Source organism: Pseudomonas sp. WS 5412 (assembly GCF_012985615.1).
GTDB lineage: Bacteria > Pseudomonadota > Gammaproteobacteria > Pseudomonadales > Pseudomonadaceae > Aquipseudomonas > Aquipseudomonas shahriarae.
In genome coordinates this window covers 1-22504 of sequence record NZ_JAARMB010000017.1, presented here as the reverse complement: position 1 = coordinate 22504, position 22504 = coordinate 1, and the positions used below count along the sequence as shown (strand labels likewise).

The following is a 22504-nucleotide window of genomic DNA, read 5'->3' as shown; positions in this document are numbered from 1 at the left end:
GGTGAGTCAGGACTTCAGTCGGGAAAAGCGTCTGCTAACCCCCCGGCACTTCAAGGCAGTCTTTGACTCCCCCACCGGCAAGGTTCCGGGGAAAAATCTCCTGCTCCTTGCGCGTAACAACGATCTGGATCACCCCCGTCTCGGGTTGGTGATCGGCAAGAAGAGCGTAAAGCTCTCCGTTGAGCGCAATCGCCTCAAGCGTCTGATGCGCGAATCGTTTCGCCTCCACCAGGACACTCTGGTTGGTTGGGATATTGTTATCGTCGCGCGCAAAGGCTTGGGGGACGTAGAAAACCCCGAATTGATTCAGCATTTCGGCAAGCTCTGGAAACGTTTGGCTCGCACCAGCAAGCCGACTCCAGCAGTCAGCCCCGAAACTGTAGGGGTAGACAGCACTGATGCGTAAACTGGCCCTCGTTCCGATCCAGTTTTACCGCTATGCCATTAGTCCGCTGATGGCCAGCCACTGTCGTTTCTACCCCAGTTGTTCCTGCTACGCGTATGAAGCCATAGAAAATCATGGCCTTCTGCGCGGTGGCTGGCTGACCTTTCGTCGTTTAGGTCGCTGTCATCCGTGGAATCCCGGTGGTTATGACCCGGTTCCGCCTATCCCTACCTCCCGTTCTTCTTCGATGGCCGAGTAATCATGGATATTAAACGCACGATCCTGATCGTCGCCCTGGCAATCGTGTCCTACGTTATGGTTCTGAAATGGAACCAGGACTATGGCCAGGCTGCCCTGCCGACTCAGAATGTTGCTACCAATCAGTCTGCTCCTGCTATTGCAGATGCACCGTTGGGTAACAATGCTTCCGCCAGTGCCGATGTACCCAGCGCGAATGCCGATACCAGCACCCCTGTAGATAACGCGGTCATCACCAATAAAGACCTCATCCACGTCAAAACGGATGTACTGGACCTGGCGATCGATCCACAGGGTGGCGATATCGCCCAGCTGAAATTGCCACTGTACCCACGTCGCCAAGACCATCCGGATGTTCCTTTCCAGTTGTTCGACAATGGTGGCGAGCGTGTTTATCTGGCACAAAGCGGCCTGACTGGCACTGATGGTCCTGATGCTCGTGCTACCGGTCGTCCGGTTTATTCGACCGAACAGAAGACTTATCAACTGGCTGATGGCCAAAACCAGTTGAACGTCGACCTGAAATTCAGTCACGACGGCGTCAATTACATCAAGCGCTTCAGCTTCACGCGCGGTTTGTACGATCTGAAAGTCACTTACCTGATCGACAACACCAGCGAAAAGGCCTGGACAGGCAACCTGTTTGCCCAGCTCAAGCGTGATGGCAGCTCCGATCCGTCTTCCAGCACTGCCACCGGCACCGCGACTTACCTGGGCGCCGCCCTGTGGACAAGTAACGAGCCGTACAAAAAAGTGTCGATGAAAGACATCGACAAGGGCGCGCTGAAAGAAACAGTACAAGGTGGTTGGGTAGCCTGGCTGCAACACTACTTTGTAACCGCGTGGATCCCGAACAGGGGCGAAGCCAACCTGGTCCAGACCCGCAAGGACAACCAGGGTAACTACATCATTGGTTTCACTGGCCCGGCGTTGACCGTTGCGCCAGGTGCCAAGGCTGAAACCAGCGCCACCTTGTATGCCGGCCCGAAAAGCCAGGCCGTCCTCAAGGAGTTATCCCCAGGTCTGGAACTGACTGTGGATTACGGCATCCTGTGGTTCATTGCCCAGCCAATCTTCTGGTTGCTGCAACATATCCACAGCATCGTCGGTAACTGGGGCTGGTCGATCATCTTCCTGACCATGCTGATCAAGGGGATTTTCTTCCCGCTGTCGGCCGCCAGCTACAAATCGATGGCCCGTATGCGTGCCGTTGCACCGAAACTGGCTGCGTTGAAAGAGCAACATGGCGATGACCGGCAGAAAATGTCGCAAGCCATGATGGAGCTGTACAAGAAAGAGAAGATCAACCCGCTGGGTGGATGCTTGCCGATTCTGGTGCAGATGCCGGTGTTCCTGTCGCTGTACTGGGTACTCCTGGAAAGCGTGGAAATGCGCCAGGCGCCGTTCATGCTGTGGATAACTGACTTGTCGATCAAAGACCCGTTCTTTATCCTGCCGATCATCATGGGCGCCACCATGTTCATCCAGCAGCGTCTGAACCCAACACCTCCGGATCCGATGCAGGCCAAGGTGATGAAAATGATGCCAATCATCTTCACCTTCTTCTTCCTGTGGTTCCCGGCTGGTCTGGTTCTGTACTGGGTGGTCAACAACGTGTTGTCGATCTCTCAACAGTGGTACATCACACGTAAGATCGAAGCGGCTGCCAAAAAAGCCGAGGCGTAACTTACTCTGTGGATAACCACTCAAGACGCCCCCTCGTGGGGCGTTTTGCATTCTGTCACTTTTGTCTGGGAAACCGCTGATGAGCGCTCCTCGTGAAACCATCGCTGCCGTCGCCACCGCTCAGGGCCGGGGCGGTGTCGGTATCGTTCGAATTTCCGGGCCGCTTGCCGGCATTGCCGCTAAAGCGATCAGTGGCCGTGAGCTCAAACCCCGGTATGCGCATTACGGGCCTTTCTTCGGCGAGGATCTTGAGGTACTGGATGAGGGCCTGGCCCTGTATTTCCCGGGCCCAAACTCGTTCACCGGTGAAGATGTGCTGGAACTGCAGGGACATGGCGGGCCTATCGTCCTCGACATGCTGCTACAGCGTTGCCTGCAGTTGGGCTGCCGTCTTGCCCGGCCTGGTGAATTCAGCGAGCGCGCGTTTCTCAATGACAAGCTCGACCTGGCCCAGGCTGAGGCGATTGCCGATTTGATCGAGGCCAGTTCTGCACAGGCTGCGCGCAATGCCCTGCGCTCATTGCAGGGGGCGTTTTCCCTGCGTGTGCATAACCTCACCGAGCAATTGATCAGTTTGCGCATCTATGTCGAGGCGGCGATTGATTTCCCGGAAGAAGAAATCGATTTTCTTGCCGATGGCCATGTCCTGGCCATGCTGGACAAAGTGCGGGACGAGTTATCCACAGTTTTGAAGGAAGCCGGGCAGGGCGCACTGCTGCGCGACGGCATGACCGTGGTGATTGCCGGCCGGCCCAACGCTGGCAAGTCCAGCCTGCTCAATGCCCTGGCAGGGCGTGAGGCGGCGATTGTGACCGAGATTGCCGGTACTACCCGGGATATCCTGCGCGAACATATCCACATTGATGGCATGCCACTGCACGTGGTCGATACCGCCGGTTTGCGTGATACCGATGACCAGGTGGAAAAAATCGGTGTAGAACGGGCGCTCAAGGCTATCGGTGAAGCGGATCGGGTGCTGCTGGTGGTGGATGCCACCGCGCCGGAAGCCGTCGATCCTTTTGCCCTGTGGCCAGAATTCCTTGAACAGCGGCCTGATCCGGCCAAAGTCACGCTGATTCGCAACAAGGCGGACCTCACGGGTGAGGCGATTGCCCTGGAGGTCAGCGAAGATGGCCATGTCACCATCAGCCTCAGTGCCAAGTCTGCCGGTGATGGCCTGGAGCTGCTGCGCGATCACCTCAAGGCCTGCATGGGCTACGAACAGACCTCGGAAAGCAGCTTCAGTGCTCGCCGCAGGCATCTGGAAGCCCTGCGCCATGCCAGTGCCGCCCTTGAGCACGGCCGTGCGCAGTTGACCCTGGCAGGGGCAGGAGAGCTTCTGGCCGAGGATTTGCGTCAGGCACAGCAGCTTCTGGGGGAGATTACCGGGGCATTCAGTTCCGATGACCTGCTCGGCAGGATCTTTTCCAGTTTCTGCATCGGTAAATAGCCCTTCGTTGTTCACAGACAGGCCATTCGTGCCTGTCTGTTTTGTCCGTTTCAGGACACTCCCGCGTATTTTCTGACAATAACCTCGCCCCGAGGTGGCCTTGCCGTGGGCGAAATTTACCGCTGCTGAAGCTTTTCTGTGGATTAAGCCCTGTGAATAACCGCCCCTGTGCCCAGTTGATAACAGGGCTCTAAACCTGAGTAAAAACCCCTCTGTGGATAACCACCTGTTTAATCCACAGGCTTAAAGCACTTATCCAAGGGCCTCCTTGCCACCTAACCACAGACTTTTGAATCTCTGTACACATCGTAAATAACGGGCTGTAGCAATCTATCCACAGAAAGTAGGCTCAGTAGAAATAAACATAAAAACAAAGATTTAATAAATTTCTCTCTTTTAATTTCTATTGTCTGTGATTCATCCACAGCTGGTTAAATTTTGTGCAAAGGGTTCTTTAGGAAGGGCTAAGTCCCTATACTTGCCGCCAAAGCTCTAAAACCAGCTCAACCAATCAATTCCTAATTACCTACATAAGCAGGCACGAGGTGCGTGGTGGATTTCCCTTCCCGTTTTGAAGTGATCGTCATCGGCGGCGGTCATGCCGGTACCGAGGCAGCACTGGCGTCAGCCCGCATGGGGGTCAAAACCCTATTGCTGACGCACAACGTGGAAACCCTCGGTGCCATGAGTTGCAACCCCGCCATTGGTGGGATCGGCAAGAGCCACCTGGTCAAGGAAATCGACGCCCTTGGCGGTGTGATGGCCATGGCTACCGACAAAGGTGGTATTCAATTTCGCGTGCTCAACAGCCGCAAAGGCCCGGCCGTGCGTGCTACTCGGGCACAAGCCGACCGCATTTTGTACAAGGCGGCGGTACGCGAAACCCTGGAAAACCAACCCAACCTGTGGATATTTCAACAGGCAGCGGATGATCTGATCGTCGAGCAGGACCAGGTGCGCGGTGTTGTCACCCAGATGGGTCTGCGTTTCTTCGCAGAATCCGTGGTGCTGACCACGGGGACCTTCCTCGGTGGACTTATCCACATCGGAATGCAGAACTATTCCGGTGGTCGCGCCGGTGATCCGCCGTCGATTGCCCTCGCTCATCGCCTTCGCGAACTGCCACTGCGTGTCGGTCGCCTGAAAACCGGGACCCCGCCGCGTATCGACGGGCGTTCTGTGGATTTCTCGGTGATGACCGAACAGGCCGGGGATACGCCTATCCCGGTAATGTCGTTCATGGGTTCCAAGGAGCAGCACCCCAAACAGGTGAGCTGCTGGATTACCCACACCAATGCGCGTACCCACGAAATCATCGCCGCCAACCTCGATCGTTCGCCGATGTATTCCGGGGTGATCGAAGGTATCGGCCCGCGTTACTGCCCGTCGATCGAAGACAAGATCCACCGCTTTGCCGACAAGGAAAGCCACCAGGTCTTCATCGAGCCGGAAGGTTTGACGACCCACGAGCTGTACCCGAACGGGATTTCCACTTCCCTGCCGTTCGACGTGCAAATCCAGATCGTGCAGTCGATTCGCGGCATGGAAAACGCTCATATCGTGCGTCCGGGCTACGCCATCGAGTACGACTACTTTGATCCACGGGACTTGAAATACAGCCTGGAAACCAAGGTGATCGGCGGCCTGTTCTTCGCCGGGCAAATCAACGGCACCACCGGTTACGAAGAAGCCGGCGCCCAGGGTTTGCTGGCCGGGACCAACGCCGCATTGCGCGCCCAGGGCAAAGACAGCTGGTGCCCGCGTCGCGATGAAGCGTACATCGGGGTGTTGGTCGACGACCTGATTACCCTGGGTACCCAGGAACCGTACCGGATGTTCACCTCCCGGGCCGAATATCGCCTGATCCTGCGCGAAGACAACGCCGACTTGCGCCTGACCGAAAAAGGTCGTGAGCTGGGCCTGGTCGATGACGCGCGCTGGGAAGCGTTCTGCAAAAAACGCGAAAGCATCGAACTGGAAGAGCAGCGCCTGAAAAGTACCTGGGTCCGCCCGGGCACGGAGCAGGGCGATGCCATTGCCGAAAAATTCGGCACGCCACTGACCCACGAGTACAACCTGCTGAACCTGCTGTCCCGTCCGGAAATCGACTACGCTGGTCTGGTCGAAGTGACGGGCGGCGGCGCAGAAGATCCACAGGTGGCCGAGCAGGTCGAAATCAAGACCAAATATGCCGGTTACATTGACCGCCAGCAGGACGAGATCGCTCGGCTGCGCGCCAGTGAAGACACCAAGCTGCCTGTGGATATCGACTACACCGGTATTTCCGGGCTGTCGAAAGAGATTCAAAGCAAGCTGGGGATAACTCGCCCCGAGACCCTGGGCCAGGCCTCCCGTATCCCGGGAGTCACCCCGGCAGCCATTTCGCTGTTGATGATTCATTTGAAAAAACGCGGCGCGGGCCGTCAGTTGGAGCAAAGCGCTTGAGTTCGTTGGTCACCTCGCAACACGCCGAAGAGTTATCCACAGGTGCACGCCAGTTGGGTGTGCACTTGACCGAAGCCCAGCACGAATTGCTGTTGGGCTACCTGGCCCTGTTGATCAAGTGGAACAAGGCCTACAACCTCACTGCGGTGCGCGATCCCGATGAAATGGTTTCGCGGCATCTGCTCGACAGCTTGAGCGTGATGCCATTTATCGAAAACGGCCGCTGGCTGGACGTCGGCAGTGGTGGTGGCATGCCAGGCATCCCGTTGGCGATCCTGTTTCCCGAGTCGCAAGTGACCTGCCTGGACAGCAACGGCAAGAAAACCCGTTTCCTGACCCAGGTCAAACTCGAACTCAAGCTGGACAACCTGCAAGTTATCCACAGCCGGGTCGAAGCCTTCACGCCTGAACTGCCCTTCAACGGAATTGTTTCCAGGGCCTTCAGCAGCATGGAGAACTTCAGCAACTGGACCCGCCACTTGGGCGACCTGAACACCCGTTGGCTGGCAATGAAGGGCGTTCATCCAAGCGACGAGCTGTTAGCATTGCCGGCAGACTTCCACCTCGATAGCGAACACGCCTTGGCCGTACCCGGTTGCCAAGGCCAACGCCATCTGCTGATACTGCGCCGCACGGCATGATTGGGAACACAAGCAAGAATGGCTAAGGTATTCGCGATAGCGAACCAGAAAGGTGGCGTGGGTAAAACCACCACCTGCATCAACCTCGCAGCATCCCTGGTCGCTACCAAGCGTCGGGTGCTGTTGATCGACCTCGATCCACAGGGCAACGCCACCATGGGTAGCGGTGTGGATAAACACGGCCTGGAAAACTCGGTCTACGACTTGCTGATAGGCGAGTGCGACCTGGCCCAGGCCATGCACTATTCCGAGCACGGCGGTTATCAGTTGCTGCCGGCCAACCGCGATTTGACCGCGGCGGAAGTGGTGCTGCTGGAAATGCAGATGAAAGAAAGCCGTCTGCGCAGCGCCCTGGCGCCGATCCGCGAGAATTACGATTACATTTTGATCGACTGCCCGCCGTCGCTGTCGATGCTGACGCTCAACGCACTGGTTGCCGCCGATGGGGTGATCATCCCCATGCAGTGCGAGTACTTCGCCCTCGAAGGCTTGAGCGACCTTGTGGATAACATCAAGCGTATCGCTGAGTTGCTCAACCCGAACCTGAAGGTCGAAGGCCTGCTGCGGACCATGTATGACCCGCGCCTGAGCCTGATGAACGACGTGTCGGCGCAACTCAAGGAACACTTTGGCGACCAGCTTTACGACACAGTGATCCCGCGTAACATCCGCCTGGCCGAAGCGCCAAGCTATGGCATGCCCGCGCTGGCGTACGACAAGTCATCGCGTGGTGCCATTGCCTACCTGGCGCTGGCCGGCGAGATGGTTCGTCGCCAACGTCGCAACTCACGCACCGCTGCAGCCCAGCCAACTTAAGGAATCCCCATGGCCGTCAAGAAACGAGGTCTCGGACGTGGACTGGATGCACTGCTGAGTGGTCCGACTGTCACTTCGCTGGAAGAGCAGGCGGTGCAGGCCGACTCCCGTGAGCTGCAGCACCTGCCCCTGGACCTGATCCAGCGTGGCAAGTACCAGCCGCGCCGAGACATGGACCCGCAGGCGCTGGAGGAGTTGGCGAACTCGATCAAGGCCCAGGGCGTGATGCAGCCGATTGTCGTACGCCCCATTGGCGGCGGTCGGTTTGAAATCATCGCCGGTGAACGCCGCTGGCGCGCCAGCCAGCAGGCCGGCCAGGAAACCATCCCGGCGATGGTGCGCGATGTGCCGGATGAAACGGCCATCGCCATGGCACTGATCGAGAATATCCAGCGTGAGGACCTCAATCCGATCGAGGAAGCCATTGCCCTGCAGCGTTTGCAGCAGGAATTCAAGCTGACCCAGCAGGAAGTGGCCGACGCGGTGGGTAAATCCCGTGTCACGGTTTCCAACCTGCTGCGCCTGATCGCGCTTCCGGAAGTGATCAAGACCATGCTGTCCCATGGCGACCTGGAAATGGGTCATGCCCGCGCTTTGCTCGGGTTGCCGGAAAATCAACAGGTTGAAGGGGCGCGACACGTTGTCGCACGAGGTCTCACCGTTCGTCAGACCGAGGCTCTGGTTCGGCAGTGGCTCAGTGGTAAACCTGCACCGGTCGAACCCACCAAAACTGATCCGGATATCGCGCGCCTGGAGCAGCGCCTGGCCGAGCGGCTGGGCTCTGCGGTGCAAATTCGCCACGGCAAGAAGGGTAAAGGGCAATTGGTTATCGGATATAACTCCCTTGATGAGCTTCAGGGCGTTCTTTCCCACATCCGCTGAAACATTTGCTTATGTAGCGCGCAGTCGGAAATCACTACCTGGCAGTTGAATAGGGGCAGAACCGCCCCTATACTCTGCGCGCATTTTGTCGGCACAAATTATGCCAAGTTATTGATTTCCGGCAGCCGACCATTGAGGAGCAAGAGTGATGGAAACCCGCACGCCAAACACGTTGCCGTTCCATCGCTTGGCCGTTTTTCCGGTTTTATTGGCCCAATTTGTCATTTTGCTGATCGCCGCATTGGCGCTTTGGTACTGGCATGGGGTCGTAGCCGGATATTCAGGACTCTGCGGAGGCCTGATAGCCTTGCTGCCCAATATGTATTTTGCTCACAGGGCCTTTCGGTTTTCCGGCGCCCGGGCAGCCCAGGCTATCGTCCGGTCCTTTTATGCCGGCGAGGCAGGGAAACTGATTTTGACGGCAGTGCTGTTTGCACTGACCTTTGCAGGTGTGAAGCCATTGGCGCCGCTAGCTGTATTCGGCGTCTTCGTGTTGACCCAACTGGTCAGCTGGTTCGCTCCCCTGCTGATGAAAACAAGACTTTCGAAACCTTAGGGCGTTTGAGGCAACCATGGCAGAAACAACCGCTTCGGGCTATATCCAGCACCACTTGCAGAACCTGACCTTCGGTCAGCTTCCCAACGGCGGCTGGGGCTTTGCCCACTCCGCAGCAGAGGCCAAAGAAATGGGCTTCTGGGCTTTCCACCTGGATACTCTGGGCTGGTCGGTCGCATTGGGTCTGATCTTCGTCCTGATTTTCCGCATGGCGGCAAAGAAGGCGACTTCCGGTCAGCCAGGTGCTTTGCAGAACTTCGTTGAAGTATTGGTCGAATTCGTCGATGGCAGCGTGAAAGACAGCTTCCATGGCCGTAGCCCGGTGATTGCACCGCTGGCACTGACCATCTTCGTCTGGGTGTTCCTGATGAACGCCGTTGACCTGATCCCGGTCGACTGGATTCCTCAGTTGGCCATCCTGATCTCCGGCGACCCGCACATCCCATTCCGCGCGGTATCGACCACTGACCCTAACGCTACCCTGGGCATGGCCCTGTCGGTATTCGCGTTGATCATTTTCTACAGCATCAAGATCAAGGGCATCGGCGGCTTCATCGGCGAACTGACCCTGCACCCGTTCGGCAGCAAGAACATCTTCGTTCAAGCCCTGCTGATCCCGGTGAACTTCCTGCTGGAATTTGTCACCCTGATCGCCAAGCCGATTTCCCTGGCTCTGCGACTGTTCGGCAACATGTATGCCGGCGAGCTGGTGTTCATCCTGATCGCTGTGATGTTCGGCAGCGGCCTGCTCTGGCTTAGCGGCCTGGGCATTGTTCTGCAGTGGGCGTGGGCTGTGTTCCACATCCTGATCATCACCCTGCAGGCGTTTATCTTCATGATGCTGACCATCGTCTACCTGTCGATGGCGCACGAAGAGAACCATTAAGACCAGTCTCGACTAGTCTGATGTCCTTCCCGGTGAAACGGGAAGGTGGCCCACCAGGGCTATGAAACGATTTGTTTTACCGCTTTAAAATCTAAAAAACCTAAACCATACGACGTAAAAGTCGGGAGGAAAGATGGAAACTGTAGTTGGTCTAACCGCTATCGCTGTTGCACTGTTGATCGGCCTGGGCGCCCTGGGTACTGCCATTGGTTTCGGCCTGTTGGGCGGCAAGTTCCTGGAAGGCGCCGCGCGTCAGCCAGAAATGGTTCCAATGCTGCAGGTTAAAATGTTCATCGTTGCCGGCCTGCTCGACGCCGTGACCATGATCGGTGTTGGTATCGCTCTGTTCTTCACCTTCGCGAACCCCTTCGTTGGTCAACTCGCCGGTTAATCACTCGTTTTTTCGAGTGATTGGTGTGTTGTGCAACGAACGAGCGAGGTATTGGCGTGAACATTAATGCAACCATTATTGGTCAGTCCTTAGCGTTCTTGATTTTTGTTGTTTTCTGCATGAAGTTCGTATGGCCTCCGGTCATCGCGGCTTTGCACGAACGTCAGAAGAAGATCGCGGATGGACTGGACGCTGCCGCACGAGCAGCTCGCGACCTGGAGTTGGCCCAAGATAAAGCGGGTCAGCAACTGCGCGAAGCGAAGGCTCAGGCAGCTGAAATCATTGAGCAAGCCAAGAAACGCGGTAACCAGATTGTTGAAGAGGCTGTTGAAAAAGCCCGTATCGACGCTGACCGTGTGAAGGTTCAGGCTCAGGCCGAGATCGAACAGGAATTGAACGGTGTCAAAGATGCGCTGCGTGCCCAACTGGGTGCTCTGGCCGTCGGCGGTGCTGAGAAGATCCTGGGTGCCACAATCGATCAAAACGCGCACGCGGAGCTGGTAAACAAACTGGCTGCTGAAATTTAAGCGAGGGCGATCATGGCAGAATTGACCACGTTGGCCCGACCTTACGCTAAGGCAGCCTTCGAGCACGCCCAGGCCCACCAGCAGCTGGCCTCTTGGTCAGCCATGCTCGGCCTGGCTGCAGCAGTGTCGCAAGACGACACCATGCAGCGCGTGCTCAAGGCCCCGCGACTGACGAGCGCAGACAAGGCCGCCACGTTTATTGACGTGTGCGGCGACAAGTTTGATGTGAAAGTGCAGAACTTCATCCACGTCGTTGCCGAAAACGACCGTCTCCCGCTTTTGCCGGAGATTGCCGCTCTGTTCGACCTGTACAAGGCCGAGCAAGAGAAGTCGGTAGACGTTGAAGTGACCAGTGCTTTTGCATTGAACCAAGAACAGCAAGACAAACTCGCCAAGGTTCTCAGTGCACGACTCGACCGGGAAGTGCGCCTGCAAGTTGCGGAAGACCCATCCCTTATTGGGGGTGTTGTCATCCGCGCCGGCGACCTGGTTATCGATGGCTCGATTCGCGGCAAACTCGCGAATCTTGCCGAAGCATTGAAATCTTGAGTTTGAAGGGGCAGCAGAGCAATGCAGCAACTCAATCCTTCCGAAATAAGTGAAATTATCAAGGGCCGCATCGACAAGCTCGATGTGACCTCCCAAGCCCGTAACGAAGGCACTGTCGTCAGCGTATCTGACGGCATCGTGCGGATTCACGGTCTGGCCGACGTAATGTACGGCGAGATGATCGAGTTTCCGGGCGGCGTCTACGGTATGGCCCTCAACCTGGAGCAAGACTCCGTAGGTGCCGTTGTATTGGGCGCGTACACCAGTCTGGCCGAAGGCATGAGCGCCAAGTGCACAGGCCGCATCCTGGAAGTTCCGGTTGGTAAGGAACTGCTGGGTCGCGTTGTCGACGCACTGGGTAACCCTGTTGACGGTAAAGGTCCACTGGGCAACACCGAGACCGACGCGGTCGAGAAAGTTGCTCCAGGCGTGATCTGGCGTAAGTCGGTAGACCAGCCTGTACAGACTGGCTACAAGGCTGTCGATGCCATGATCCCAGTCGGCCGTGGCCAGCGTGAGCTGATCATCGGTGACCGTCAGATCGGTAAGACCGCTCTGGCGATCGACGCGATCATCAACCAGAAAGACAGCGGCATTTTCTGCGTCTACGTAGCGATCGGTCAGAAACAATCGACCATCGCCAACGTGGTTCGCAAGCTGGAAGAAAACGGCGCCCTGGCCAACACGATCATCGTGGCTGCCAGTGCTTCGGAATCTCCTGCGCTGCAATTCCTGGCACCGTACTCCGGTTGCACCATGGGTGAATTCTTCCGCGACCGCGGTGAAGACGCGCTGATCGTTTATGACGATCTGTCCAAGCAAGCAGTGGCTTACCGCCAGATTTCCCTGCTGCTGCGCCGTCCACCAGGCCGTGAAGCCTACCCAGGCGACGTGTTCTATCTCCACTCCCGTCTGCTGGAGCGCGCATCCCGCGTTTCCGAAGAGTACGTAGAGAAGTTCACCAACGGCGCAGTGACCGGCAAAACCGGTTCCCTGACCGCACTGCCGATCATCGAAACCCAGGCTGGCGACGTTTCCGCGTTCGTTCCGACCAACGTGATTTCCATCACCGACGGTCAGATCTTCCTGGAATCGGCCATGTTCAACTCCGGGATCCGTCCTGCTGTGAACGCCGGTGTTTCGGTATCCCGTGTGGGTGGTGCCGCTCAGACCAAGATCATCAAGAAGCTCTCCGGTGGTATCCGTACCGCTCTGGCTCAGTACCGTGAACTGGCGGCATTCGCCCAGTTCGCTTCTGACCTGGACGAAGCGACCCGTAAGCAACTTGAGCATGGTCAGCGCGTTACCGAGCTGATGAAGCAGAAGCAATACGCGCCAATGTCGATCGCTGACATGTCGCTGTCGCTGTATGCCGCTGAGCGTGGGTTCCTGACTGACGTCGAAATCGCCAAGGTCGGCAGCTTTGAACAAGCGCTGATTGCTTACTTCAACCGAGATCATGCCGATTTGATGGCCAAGATCAACGTGAAGGGTGACTTCAATGACGAAATCGACGCTGGCCTGAAGGCCGGTATCGAGAAGTTCAAGGCCACCCAAACCTGGTAAGCCGCAGCGGGAGCCGCAAGGCTCCCGCTTGCTAACCTGATAGGTGTTACATGGCAGGCGCAAAAGAGATTCGCAGTAAGATTGCGAGCATCAAAAGCACGCAAAAAATTACCAGCGCCATGGAGAAAGTGGCGGTCAGCAAAATGCGCAAGGCACAAATGCGCATGTCGGCTAGCCGTCCTTATGCGGAGCGTATCCGCCAGGTAATTGGGCATCTGGCCAACGCCAACCCGGAATACCGCCACCCGTTCATGATCGAGCGCGCCGTCAAGCGTGCAGGTTATGTGGTAGTGAGCAGTGACCGTGGTTTGTGCGGTGGTTTGAATACCAACCTGTTCAAGGCCCTGGTCAAGGACATGGCGGTAAACCGCGAAAACGGCGTCGAGATTGATCTGTGTGTTGTTGGTAGCAAGGGTGCGGCCTTTTTCCGCAACTTCGGCGGTAACGTCGTTGCAGCTATCAGCCACCTGGGTGAAGAGCCGTCGATCAATGACTTGATCGGCAGTGTGAAGGTGATGCTGGATGCGTACCTGGAAGGCCGGATCGACCGCCTGTCCGTGGTATCCAACAAGTTCATCAACACCATGACCCAGCAGCCAACCGTGGAGCAATTGATTCCACTGGTGGCGACCCCGGATCAGGAACTCAAGCACCACTGGGACTACCTCTACGAACCAGACGCCAAAGAGCTGCTTGACGGCTTGATGGTGCGCTACGTGGAGTCGCAGGTGTACCAGGCGGTGGTCGAGAACAACGCAGCTGAACAAGCGGCGCGGATGATCGCGATGAAAAACGCTACCGACAACGCCGGTGATCTGATCAGCGATTTGCAGCTGATCTACAACAAGGCGCGTCAGGCTGCGATCACCCAAGAGATCTCGGAAATCGTCGGCGGCGCTGCCGCGGTTTAACGGTTCAAATATTCAGAGGATCCAGCTATGAGTAGCGGACGTATCGTTCAAATCATCGGCGCCGTTATCGACGTGGAATTCCCACGCGACAGCGTACCGAGCATCTACAACGCGCTGAAAGTACAAGGCGCGGAAACTACTCTGGAAGTTCAGCAGCAGCTGGGCGACGGCGTAGTTCGTACCATTGCGATGGGTTCCACCGAAGGCTTGAAGCGCGGTCTGGACGTTGTCGACACTGGCGCTGCCATCTCCGTACCGGTCGGTAAAGCGACCCTGGGCCGGATCATGGACGTACTGGGCAACCCGATTGACGAAGCTGGCCCGATCGATACCGAAGAGCGTTGGGGCATTCACCGCCCAGCACCTTCGTTCGCCGAGCAAGCTGGCGGCAACGACCTGCTGGAAACCGGCATCAAGGTTATCGACCTGGTTTGCCCGTTCGCCAAAGGCGGTAAAGTCGGTCTGTTCGGTGGTGCCGGTGTAGGCAAGACCGTAAACATGATGGAACTGATCCGTAACATCGCCATCGAGCACAGCGGTTATTCCGTGTTCGCCGGTGTGGGTGAGCGTACTCGTGAGGGTAACGACTTCTACCACGAGATGAAGGACTCCAACGTTCTGGACAAAGTGGCACTGGTCTACGGTCAGATGAACGAGCCGCCGGGTAACCGTCTGCGCGTAGCACTGACTGGCCTGACCATGGCCGAGAAGTTCCGTGACGAAGGTAACGACGTTCTGCTGTTCGTCGACAACATCTACCGTTACACCCTGGCCGGTACTGAAGTATCCGCACTGCTGGGCCGTATGCCTTCGGCAGTAGGTTACCAGCCGACCCTGGCTGAAGAGATGGGCGTTCTGCAAGAACGTATCACTTCGACCAAGGAAGGTTCGATCACGTCGATCCAAGCGGTATACGTACCTGCGGATGACTTGACTGACCCGTCGCCAGCGACCACCTTCGCCCACTTGGACGCCACCGTCGTACTGTCCCGTGACATCGCTTCCCTGGGTATCTACCCAGCGGTCGATCCACTCGACTCGACTTCGCGCCAGCTGGACCCGAACGTGATCGGCCAGGAGCACTACGACACCGCTCGCGGCGTTCAGTACGTGCTGCAGCGTTACAAAGAGCTGAAGGACATCATTGCGATCCTGGGTATGGACGAACTGTCGGAAACCGACAAGCAGTTGGTATCCCGCGCTCGTAAGATCCAGCGCTTCTTGTCGCAGCCGTTCTTCGTGGCTGAAGTCTTCACCGGTGCCTCGGGTAAATACGTTTCCCTGAAAGACACCATTGCTGGCTTCAAAGGCATCCTCAACGGTGACTACGACCACCTGCCAGAACAAGCGTTCTACATGGTCGGTGGCATCGAAGAAGCGATCGAGAAAGCCAAGAAACTGTAATCCAGGCGCCCGGAAACGGGCGCTCATCAGGTTGAGGCAATCAGATGGCTATGACAGTCCATTGCGATATCGTCAGCGCGGAAGGGGAAATCTTCTCCGGTCTGGTAGAGATGGTAATTGCACACGGCGAGTTGGGTGACCTGGGTATTGCCTTGGGCCACGCACCGCTGATCACCAGCTTGAAGCCCGGTCCGATTACTCTGACCAAGCAGGGCGGGGAAAAGGAGGTGTTCTACATCTCTGGTGGTTTCCTCGAAGTTCAGCCGAACATGGTCAAGGTTCTTGCCGACACCGTGCAACGTGCTGGCGACCTGGATGAAGCCTCCGCTCAGGAAGCCGTCAAGGCTGCCGAGAAGGCTCTGCACGAAAAAGGTGCGGACTTCGACTACAGCGCTGCTGCTGTACGTCTGGCCGAGGCTGCAGCCCAGCTGCGCACGCTCCAGCAGATCCGCAAGAAGTAAGCGGCCAAGCCGTCATGCTTCATGCGCGATTGATTAAAAAGGGTAGCCTCGGCTACCCTTTTTCTTTTTTTGCAAAACACTTCTTTGGTCTGAAGCCGGACCGCCCAGGATTGGTAGCCATTCATGTCTCTTGAAATCGTCATTCTCGCCGCAGGTCAGGGCACCCGCATGCGTTCTGCCCTGCCCAAAGTGCTGCACCCGGTTGCGGGTAACTCCATGCTTGGCCATGTTATCCACAGCGCCCGGCAACTGGAGCCACAGCGTATCCACGTCGTGATTGGCCACGGGGCCGATGCGGTGCGTGAACGTCTGGCAGCCGACGACTTGAATTTCGTATTGCAGGACAAGCAACTGGGCACTGGTCATGCCACCGCGCAAGCTGTGCCGTTCATCAAGGCCGACACCGTGCTGATCCTCTACGGGGATGTGCCGCTGATCGAAGTGGAAACCCTGCAGCGCCTGCTCAAGCGCGTGGTACCGGGCCAGATGGGTCTGCTCACCGTCGAGCTGGACGACCCGACCGGTTATGGCCGTATCGTGCGCGATGCCGACGGCAAGGTTGCAGCCATCGTCGAACATAAAGATGCCAGCGAAGCACAACGGGCGATTACTGAAGGCAACACCGGCATCCTTGCGGTACCGGCCGATCGTCTGGCGGACTGGATGGGCCGCCTGTCGAACAACAATGTTCAGGGCGAGTATTACCTGACAGACGTGATTGAAATGGCCGTCAGCGATGGCTTGGTGGTTGCCACCGAGCAGCCCCACGACCCGATGGAAGTGCAGGGCGCCAACGACCGCAAGCAACTGGCAGAACTGGAGCGGCACTACCAACTGCGCGAAGGCCGCCGCCTGATGGCGCAGGGCGTGACGCTGCGTGACCCGGCGCGTTTCGACGTACGGGGCGAAGTCACCGTGGGCCGTGACGTGCTGATTGATATCAACGTGATCCTCGAGGGCCGCGTGATCATCGAAGACGACGTGGTGATTGGCCCGAACTGCGTGATCAAGGACAGCACCCTGCGCAAAGGCGTGGTGGTCAAGGCCAACAGCCATATCGACGGTGCGGTGATGGGTGAGGCCAGCGATGCGGGGCCATTTGCGCGGTTGCGCCCGGGCAGCGTGCTGGGCGCCAGGGCCCATGTGGGTAACTTTGTTGAGCTGAAAAACGCACGGATGGGCGACGATGCGAAGGCAGGGCACCTGGCCTACCTCGGCGATGCAGTGATTGGGGCCCGCAGCAACATTGGCGCCGGCGCCATTACCTGCAATTACGATGGTGCCAACAAGTATCAGACGACGATTGGTGAGGACGTCTTTATCGGCTCCAACAATTCACTGATTGCGCCCGTCACCATTGGCGATGGTTCAAACACCGCGGCAGGCTCAACCATCAACCAGGATGTGGATAAGTCGCAATTGGCAGTAGCCCGCGCCCGCCAACGCAACATCGACGGCTGGAAACGCCCGGTCAAAATCAAAAAGACCTGAGTTATCCACAACCTCATTAGCAACGCCATTCCATTGTGGGAGCGGGCTTGCTCGCGAAGACGGAGTTTCAGTCACTGAACGTGTATCTGATGCACCGCCTTCGCGAGCAAGCCCGCTTCCACATTGGATCTATGTTGTTTTCAAAAAAGTGCACCCGCCGCTTGACGATTTCCCGTCAATAGGTTTTGATTGCCTTCGTTATCTTTCGAAACGAAACTTATCATCACCATGTCGAAACGAAATACACCACAACGACGTCACAACATCCTCACCTTGCTCAACGAGCAGGGCGAAGTGAGCGTGGACGAATTGGCCAAACGTTTCGAAACCTCCGAAGTGACCATCCGCAAGGACCTGGCCGCGCTGGAAAGCAACGGCTTGCTGCTGCGTCGCTACGGTGGCGCCATCACCATGCCCCAGGAACTGGTCGGCGATCCTGCCCAACCGATTTCTGTGCATAAGCGCGCCATCGCCCGTGCGGCGGTCAAGCGCTTGCGTGAACACGCACGGATCATTATCGACAGCGGCAGCACCACCGCCGCGATGATCCCGGAGCTGGGCCATCAGCCCGGCCTGGTGGTGATGACCAACTCCCTGCATGTGGCCAGTGCCCTGAGTGAGTTGGAGCATGAGCCGGTGCTGTTGATGACCGGCGGCACCTGGGACCCGCACTCGGACTCGTTCCAGGGGCAGGTCGCCGAACAAGTGCTGCGTTCCTATGACTTCGACCAACTCTTTATAGGCGCTGACGGTATCGACCTGCAGCGCGGTACCACCACCTTCAATGAATTGCTGGGCTTGAGCCGAGTGATGGCCGAAGTCGCCCGTGAAGTGGTGGTGATGGTCGAATCCGACAAGATCGGCCGCAAGATCCCCAACCTGGAACTGCCCTGGAGCAGCGTCCATACCCTTATTACCGATGATCGCCTGCCGCTTGAGGCCCGCGACCAGATTCAAGCCCGCGGCATTACGCTGATTTGCGCGGCAGTCATCTAGGAGAGAAACCATGTGTGGAATTGTAGGCGCAGTCGCTGAACGAAACGTTACCGCCATTTTGCTCGAAGGCCTCAAGCGCCTGGAATACCGTGGCTACGACAGTGCCGGCGTGGCGGTCTTCAGCAACGCGGGCAAGCTGGAGCGCATGCGTCGCCCGGGCAAAGTCAGCGAACTGGAACAGGCCCTGGCCGGTGAGCCCCTGGCGGGCCGTCTGGGCATCGCCCACACCCGCTGGGCGACCCACGGTGCACCGTGCGAGCGCAATGCACACCCACATTTCTCCGGTGATATTGCGGTGGTGCACAACGGCATCATCGAAAACCACGAAGTGCTGCGTGAACAACTCAAGGGCCAGGGCTACGTCTTTACCTCGGACACCGACACCGAAGTCATCGCCCACCTGCTCAACCACAAGCTCAAGGACCACAGTGACCTGACCACCGCCCTCAAGGCCACGGTCAAGGAACTGCATGGCGCCTACGGTCTGGCCGTGATCAGCGCCAGCCAACCGGACCGTGTGGTTGCCGCTCGCAGTGGCAGCCCATTGGTGATTGGCCTGGGCCTGGGGGAGAACTTCCTCGCTTCCGATCAACTGGCCCTGCGTCAGGTCACCGACCGCTTCATGTACCTGGAAGAAGGTGATATCGCCGACATCCGCCGTGAAAGCGTGGCGATCTGGGACGTCGATGGCAACTCCGTCGAGCGCGAAGCCGTGCAGTACCGCGACGGCGCCGAAGCTGCCGACAAGGGTGAGTTCCGCCACTTCATGCTCAAGGAAATCCACGAGCAACCGGCCGTGGTGCAACGCACCCTGGAAGGCCGCCTTGGCGACAAGCAAGTCCTGGTTAACGCCTTCGGCCCGCAAGCCGCCGAGCTGTTCGCCAAAGTGCGCAATGTGCAGATCGTCGCCTGTGGCACCAGCTACCACGCCGGCATGGTCGCCCGTTACTGGCTGGAAGAACTGGCCGGCATCCCGTGCCAGGTCGAAGTAGCCAGTGAGTTCCGCTACCGCAAGGTGGTGGTGCAGCCCGACACCCTGTTCGTCACCATTTCCCAATCCGGCGAGACCGCCGACACCCTGGCAGCCCTGCGCAATGCCAAGGAACTGGGATACCTGGCGAGCCTGGCGATCTGCAACGTCAGCATCAGCTCCCTGGTGCGCGAGTCCGACCTGACCCTGCTGACCCAGGCCGGCCGCGAAATCGGTGTAGCCTCCACCAAGGCCTTCACCACACAATTGGTGGGCCTGCTGCTGCTGACCCTGTCCCTTGGCCAGGTGCGCGGCACATTGGCCGCAGGTGTAGAAGCCACCCTGGTAGAAGAACTGCGCCGCCTGCCCACCCGCCTGGGCGAAGCACTGGCCATGGACAGCACCGTAGAGAAAGTCGCCGAACTGTTTGCCGACAAGAACCACACCCTGTTCCTCGGCCGTGGCGCGCAATACCCAGTGGCAATGGAAGGCTCCCTGAAACTCAAGGAAATCTCCTATATCCACGCCGAAGCCTACCCTGCCGGCGAGCTGAAGCACGGCCCATTGGCCCTGGTGGACGACGACATGCCTGTGGTCACCGTGGCGCCGAACAATGAACTGCTGGAAAAGCTCAAGTCCAACCTGCAGGAAGTACGCGCTCGTGGTGGTCAACTGATCGTGTTTGCCGACGAAAAGGCCGGCATGACCAACGGCGAAGGCACCCACGTGATCAACATGCCGCACATCCACGACACCCTGTCGCCGATCCTCTACACCATCCCGCTGCAGTTGCTGTCGTACTACGTGGCGGTGCTCAAGGGCACGGACGTTGACCAGCCGCGTAACTTGGCCAAGTCGGTGACGGTTGAGTAATGTTTAGCGGTAACGAGAAAGGGTGTGGCTTCTAACAATAAAGATTGACACTTAACAATAAAGATTGACACGCCGTAACATAGATTGACACAAGGCCGAAACCCCCGTATTTACGGGGGTTTCCATTTTTTGGCTGAGCCATCGGTCTAGATTCTCCGCTTCGCCACGCTCCGGGAGTAGGCTAAAGAGGGCTGTACCATGAACAGGTGGTGGGCGATTTTTTCCTATAACTATTTTTCAGGGCGAGGAGAGGCGGTCCCGGCGGACGAAGGAGGTAGCATTGCGCGGTCGTAGGTTTTCGTCTGAGACAGATATTCAGCGGCATATTTCGAATGGATTCGGTAGCGGAGCTGGTGCCAGTTATCTGCCGTGGCTGCGCGTCCAAGACGTGCCTTCCAGAGGACGCTCCCACAAGATCCAAGGTGTGAAGATCGATCGTCTCCACCACCTCTTTTCTGACCTCGAACGCGCTTATTTTTTGGTATGTGAATTTTCGGAAAATGTTGTGGATATACGCGAACAGTATCCACTGCTACCGCGAGAAAGTGCTCAAGCAATCGCGAGCTCTATGGGAGTGCGATACCCGAAGTATCCGAAGACAGTGCTTCCTTACGTTATGACCACGGATTTTTTATTAACGATAAAAAAGCCCGATGGCAGCTTTAAATCCGTAGCCAGAACAATCAAATACCGCAGTGACCTCGAAGGCAAAAAAGCCAGGAGGACGTTGGAAAAATTTGAGATCGAAAAGCGTTTCTGGACTGGCCAACACGTTGATTGGGCCATTGTCACCGAAGAAATGTTCAGCCCCGATTTGATCAAAAATTTAGGCTTACTCAGGAGGTTCGCTCAACTGCCGCGCGCCTTGGCAGAGCCATCATTACACACAGATTTTCTGGGGCACTTAGCGAGCTGTCGTCCCTACCCGTGGAGTACTGCTGAATCTCTGCGAAAGATTGCCGCACGTTTATTTATCTCCTATCAAGACTCTCGGGCTTTATATCATCACCTGATATGGGCTAAGTCGATCAAGGTAGATTTGGTTGGTACTCCCATTCAAATGACTGCACCACTACCAACATTTGAAATCATTGAGAAACCAATGAAAATTTCACTGACGGCGGAGGGCCTATCATGAAAGTCCAAGTCAATGATTGTTTCGAACCGCTTACTGAGTTTTCCGTCGTGCCGGGCTTCGTTAGGGTCTTGTACCTCAATGAGCGATACGATGCGGTCGTTTTGATCCAATTAACGGATCCGCCCCGCCAACCGATTGGTTTAGGCCTGGAGGAGCTTCGCGGATCCGTCATTGCAGGTGATACGAAGCTAGCCAAGGTCGTTACGCCTGAGTTTCTCTTAGTGTTAGAGGATGACTTGGATGAGAAAAAGAAGCGGGAAAGGGATGAAAAGTGGAACATCATCGCACCCCTGATCGACTCAGGTTATCCAGGTCAGATATTCGCTCCTGGTGAGATGGGTCAAATGGTCGGCGCTAGAGCTGTTGAGCTCGGTATACAGCGCAAGAGCATCTATCGGCTTCTGTACCGTTACTGGATCAACGGCCAAGTTCGAAATGCGCTCTTGAAAAACTATGCGGGCGTCGGAGTTCCTGAGCGCAAGTATGATCCCGCAAAGCCCCCGGGTAGGAAGCCAAGGTATCAAGGTATTGCCGTTTCACCGACCAAGGTTATCGATGCAGTGGATAAGCGCTGTATCCGTATCGGCTACTCGTTATTTGTCGGGGATAAGACTTCTACGATAACCAACGCCTATGTTGAGATGCTCAGGAGGTTCTATACCGCGAAAGACCTGTCGAAAAATCCAGAATCAGGCGGTCGTTTGCTACCCGAATCGGAAATTCCTTCCTTTAGACAGTTCGATTATTGGGGAAAGCAATATTTCGACGAGGTTGAAACTGAACGTGGCCGTAAGGGAATGCGTAAGTGGCTAAAAGATTGCCGCCCCCTTTCTGGAACCGTCCGTGACTGGCTTCGTGGCCCCTGCCATCAGTTTGAGATCGATGCCACCATTGCGGACATTTATCTCGTGAACGGATACTCCAGGCGAATGCTCATTGGACGGCCGGTTGTGTACGTCGTCATTGATAGCTTTTCCGGCATGATCGTCGGTCTCTATATCGGATTAGAGGGCCCGAGTTGGAACGGAGCCAGGCAAGCGCTTTTCAACGCTTTCACTTCGAAGGTTGAGTTTTGCGCTACCAATGGGGTCACAATGTAGTGGTCAACTCATCCCGGACACGGTTTTGAGTTTTTCTTCCGTTTTCGCTGGGGCCAATCCATCGTTAAATTGATGAGGTCGGATCCAGTTGTAGTGATGCATCAGGTACTGGCTAATGTCTC

At 56.9% G+C, this 22504-nt stretch carries 21 protein-coding genes and 1 pseudogene; all 22 read left to right on the top strand.

The features are described from left to right. Position 1: 1 nt before the first annotated feature. On the top strand, positions 2-406 hold the full coding sequence (gene rnpA / locus HBR94_RS20495) for a ribonuclease P protein component (RefSeq protein ID WP_029290189.1): 405 nt from the start codon (positions 2-4) through the stop codon (positions 404-406). Beyond that, positions 399-644 (top strand): membrane protein insertion efficiency factor YidD, encoded by a 246-nt coding sequence (gene yidD / locus HBR94_RS20490; RefSeq protein ID WP_010465488.1) that lies wholly within the window; start codon positions 399-401, stop codon positions 642-644. Before rnpA ends, yidD begins: the two co-directional genes overlap by 8 nt. Before the next feature lie 2 nt (positions 645-646). After that, positions 647-2329 (top strand): membrane protein insertase YidC, encoded by a 1683-nt coding sequence (yidC, locus tag HBR94_RS20485; RefSeq protein ID WP_057439292.1) that lies wholly within the window; start codon positions 647-649, stop codon positions 2327-2329. 79 nt (positions 2330-2408) lie between these two features. After that, the gene (gene mnmE, locus HBR94_RS20480) at positions 2409-3779 is read left to right on the top strand and encodes a tRNA uridine-5-carboxymethylaminomethyl(34) synthesis GTPase MnmE (protein ID WP_057439293.1); all 1371 of its coding nucleotides are present in this window, start codon (positions 2409-2411) and stop codon (positions 3777-3779) included. Positions 3780-4331: 552 nt separating this feature from the next. Continuing rightward, positions 4332-6224 carry a tRNA uridine-5-carboxymethylaminomethyl(34) synthesis enzyme MnmG gene (gene mnmG / locus HBR94_RS20475; RefSeq protein WP_115129449.1) on the top strand — a complete coding sequence of 631 codons (1893 nt, stop codon included), beginning with the start codon at positions 4332-4334 and terminating at the stop codon, positions 6222-6224. Next, positions 6221-6865 (top strand): 16S rRNA (guanine(527)-N(7))-methyltransferase RsmG, encoded by a 645-nt coding sequence (rsmG, locus tag HBR94_RS20470; RefSeq protein WP_170045458.1) that lies wholly within the window; start codon positions 6221-6223, stop codon positions 6863-6865. The genes mnmG and rsmG overlap by 4 nt, the downstream gene beginning before the upstream one ends. A gap of 18 nt (positions 6866-6883) precedes the next feature. After that, on the top strand, positions 6884-7681 hold the full coding sequence (locus tag HBR94_RS20465) for a ParA family protein (RefSeq protein WP_005792605.1): 798 nt from the start codon (positions 6884-6886) through the stop codon (positions 7679-7681). Between the two features lie 9 nt (positions 7682-7690). Next, positions 7691-8563 carry a ParB/RepB/Spo0J family partition protein gene (locus tag HBR94_RS20460; protein WP_057439295.1) on the top strand — a complete coding sequence of 291 codons (873 nt, stop codon included), beginning with the start codon at positions 7691-7693 and terminating at the stop codon, positions 8561-8563. Positions 8564-8711: 148 nt separating this feature from the next. Beyond that, positions 8712-9119 carry a F0F1 ATP synthase subunit I gene (locus HBR94_RS20455; protein ID WP_010565865.1) on the top strand — a complete coding sequence of 136 codons (408 nt, stop codon included), beginning with the start codon at positions 8712-8714 and terminating at the stop codon, positions 9117-9119. A gap of 16 nt (positions 9120-9135) precedes the next feature. Then, positions 9136-10005, top strand: coding sequence for a F0F1 ATP synthase subunit A (gene atpB, locus HBR94_RS20450; RefSeq protein ID WP_049710820.1), 870 nt, complete (start codon positions 9136-9138; stop codon positions 10003-10005). 133 nt (positions 10006-10138) lie between these two features. Next, entirely contained in the window at positions 10139-10396 is a 258-nt protein-coding gene (atpE, locus tag HBR94_RS20445) for a F0F1 ATP synthase subunit C (RefSeq protein WP_002555987.1), read from the top strand. 56 nt (positions 10397-10452) lie between these two features. Continuing rightward, positions 10453-10923 carry a F0F1 ATP synthase subunit B gene (locus HBR94_RS20440; protein ID WP_008439543.1) on the top strand — a complete coding sequence of 157 codons (471 nt, stop codon included), beginning with the start codon at positions 10453-10455 and terminating at the stop codon, positions 10921-10923. Positions 10924-10935: 12 nt separating this feature from the next. Then, a complete protein-coding gene (locus HBR94_RS20435) occupies positions 10936-11472 on the top strand; it encodes a F0F1 ATP synthase subunit delta (RefSeq protein WP_057439298.1) in 537 nt (178 codons plus the stop codon). Between the two features lie 21 nt (positions 11473-11493). Next, the gene (gene atpA, locus HBR94_RS20430; RefSeq protein ID WP_029290137.1) at positions 11494-13038 is read left to right on the top strand and encodes a F0F1 ATP synthase subunit alpha; all 1545 of its coding nucleotides are present in this window, start codon (positions 11494-11496) and stop codon (positions 13036-13038) included. Between the two features lie 50 nt (positions 13039-13088). Further along, positions 13089-13949 (top strand): F0F1 ATP synthase subunit gamma, encoded by an 861-nt coding sequence (gene atpG / locus HBR94_RS20425; RefSeq protein ID WP_057439299.1) that lies wholly within the window; start codon positions 13089-13091, stop codon positions 13947-13949. Between the two features lie 27 nt (positions 13950-13976). After that, positions 13977-15353, top strand: coding sequence for a F0F1 ATP synthase subunit beta (atpD, locus tag HBR94_RS20420; protein ID WP_015886645.1), 1377 nt, complete (start codon positions 13977-13979; stop codon positions 15351-15353). Positions 15354-15397: 44 nt separating this feature from the next. Further along, positions 15398-15814 carry a F0F1 ATP synthase subunit epsilon gene (locus HBR94_RS20415; protein ID WP_057439300.1) on the top strand — a complete coding sequence of 139 codons (417 nt, stop codon included), beginning with the start codon at positions 15398-15400 and terminating at the stop codon, positions 15812-15814. A 123-nt stretch (positions 15815-15937) separates the two neighbouring features. Further along, complete coding sequence (gene glmU / locus HBR94_RS20410; protein WP_170045457.1) at positions 15938-17305, top strand: bifunctional UDP-N-acetylglucosamine diphosphorylase/glucosamine-1-phosphate N-acetyltransferase GlmU; 1368 nt, start codon at positions 15938-15940, stop codon at positions 17303-17305. Between the two features lie 228 nt (positions 17306-17533). Continuing rightward, positions 17534-18301, top strand: coding sequence for a DeoR family transcriptional regulator (locus HBR94_RS20405; protein ID WP_029290123.1), 768 nt, complete (start codon positions 17534-17536; stop codon positions 18299-18301). A 10-nt stretch (positions 18302-18311) separates the two neighbouring features. After that, entirely contained in the window at positions 18312-20144 is a 1833-nt protein-coding gene (glmS, locus tag HBR94_RS20400) for a glutamine--fructose-6-phosphate transaminase (isomerizing) (RefSeq protein WP_115129334.1), read from the top strand. A 280-nt stretch (positions 20145-20424) separates the two neighbouring features. Next, positions 20425-21282, top strand: coding sequence for a TnsA endonuclease N-terminal domain-containing protein (locus HBR94_RS20395; RefSeq protein ID WP_019334867.1), 858 nt, complete (start codon positions 20425-20427; stop codon positions 21280-21282). Next, positions 21279-22373: pseudogene (locus HBR94_RS20390) on the top strand (transposase); the annotation flags it as partial. The gene HBR94_RS20395 and the pseudogene HBR94_RS20390, both read left to right, overlap by 4 nt. Between the last annotated feature and the right edge of the window lie 131 nt (positions 22374-22504).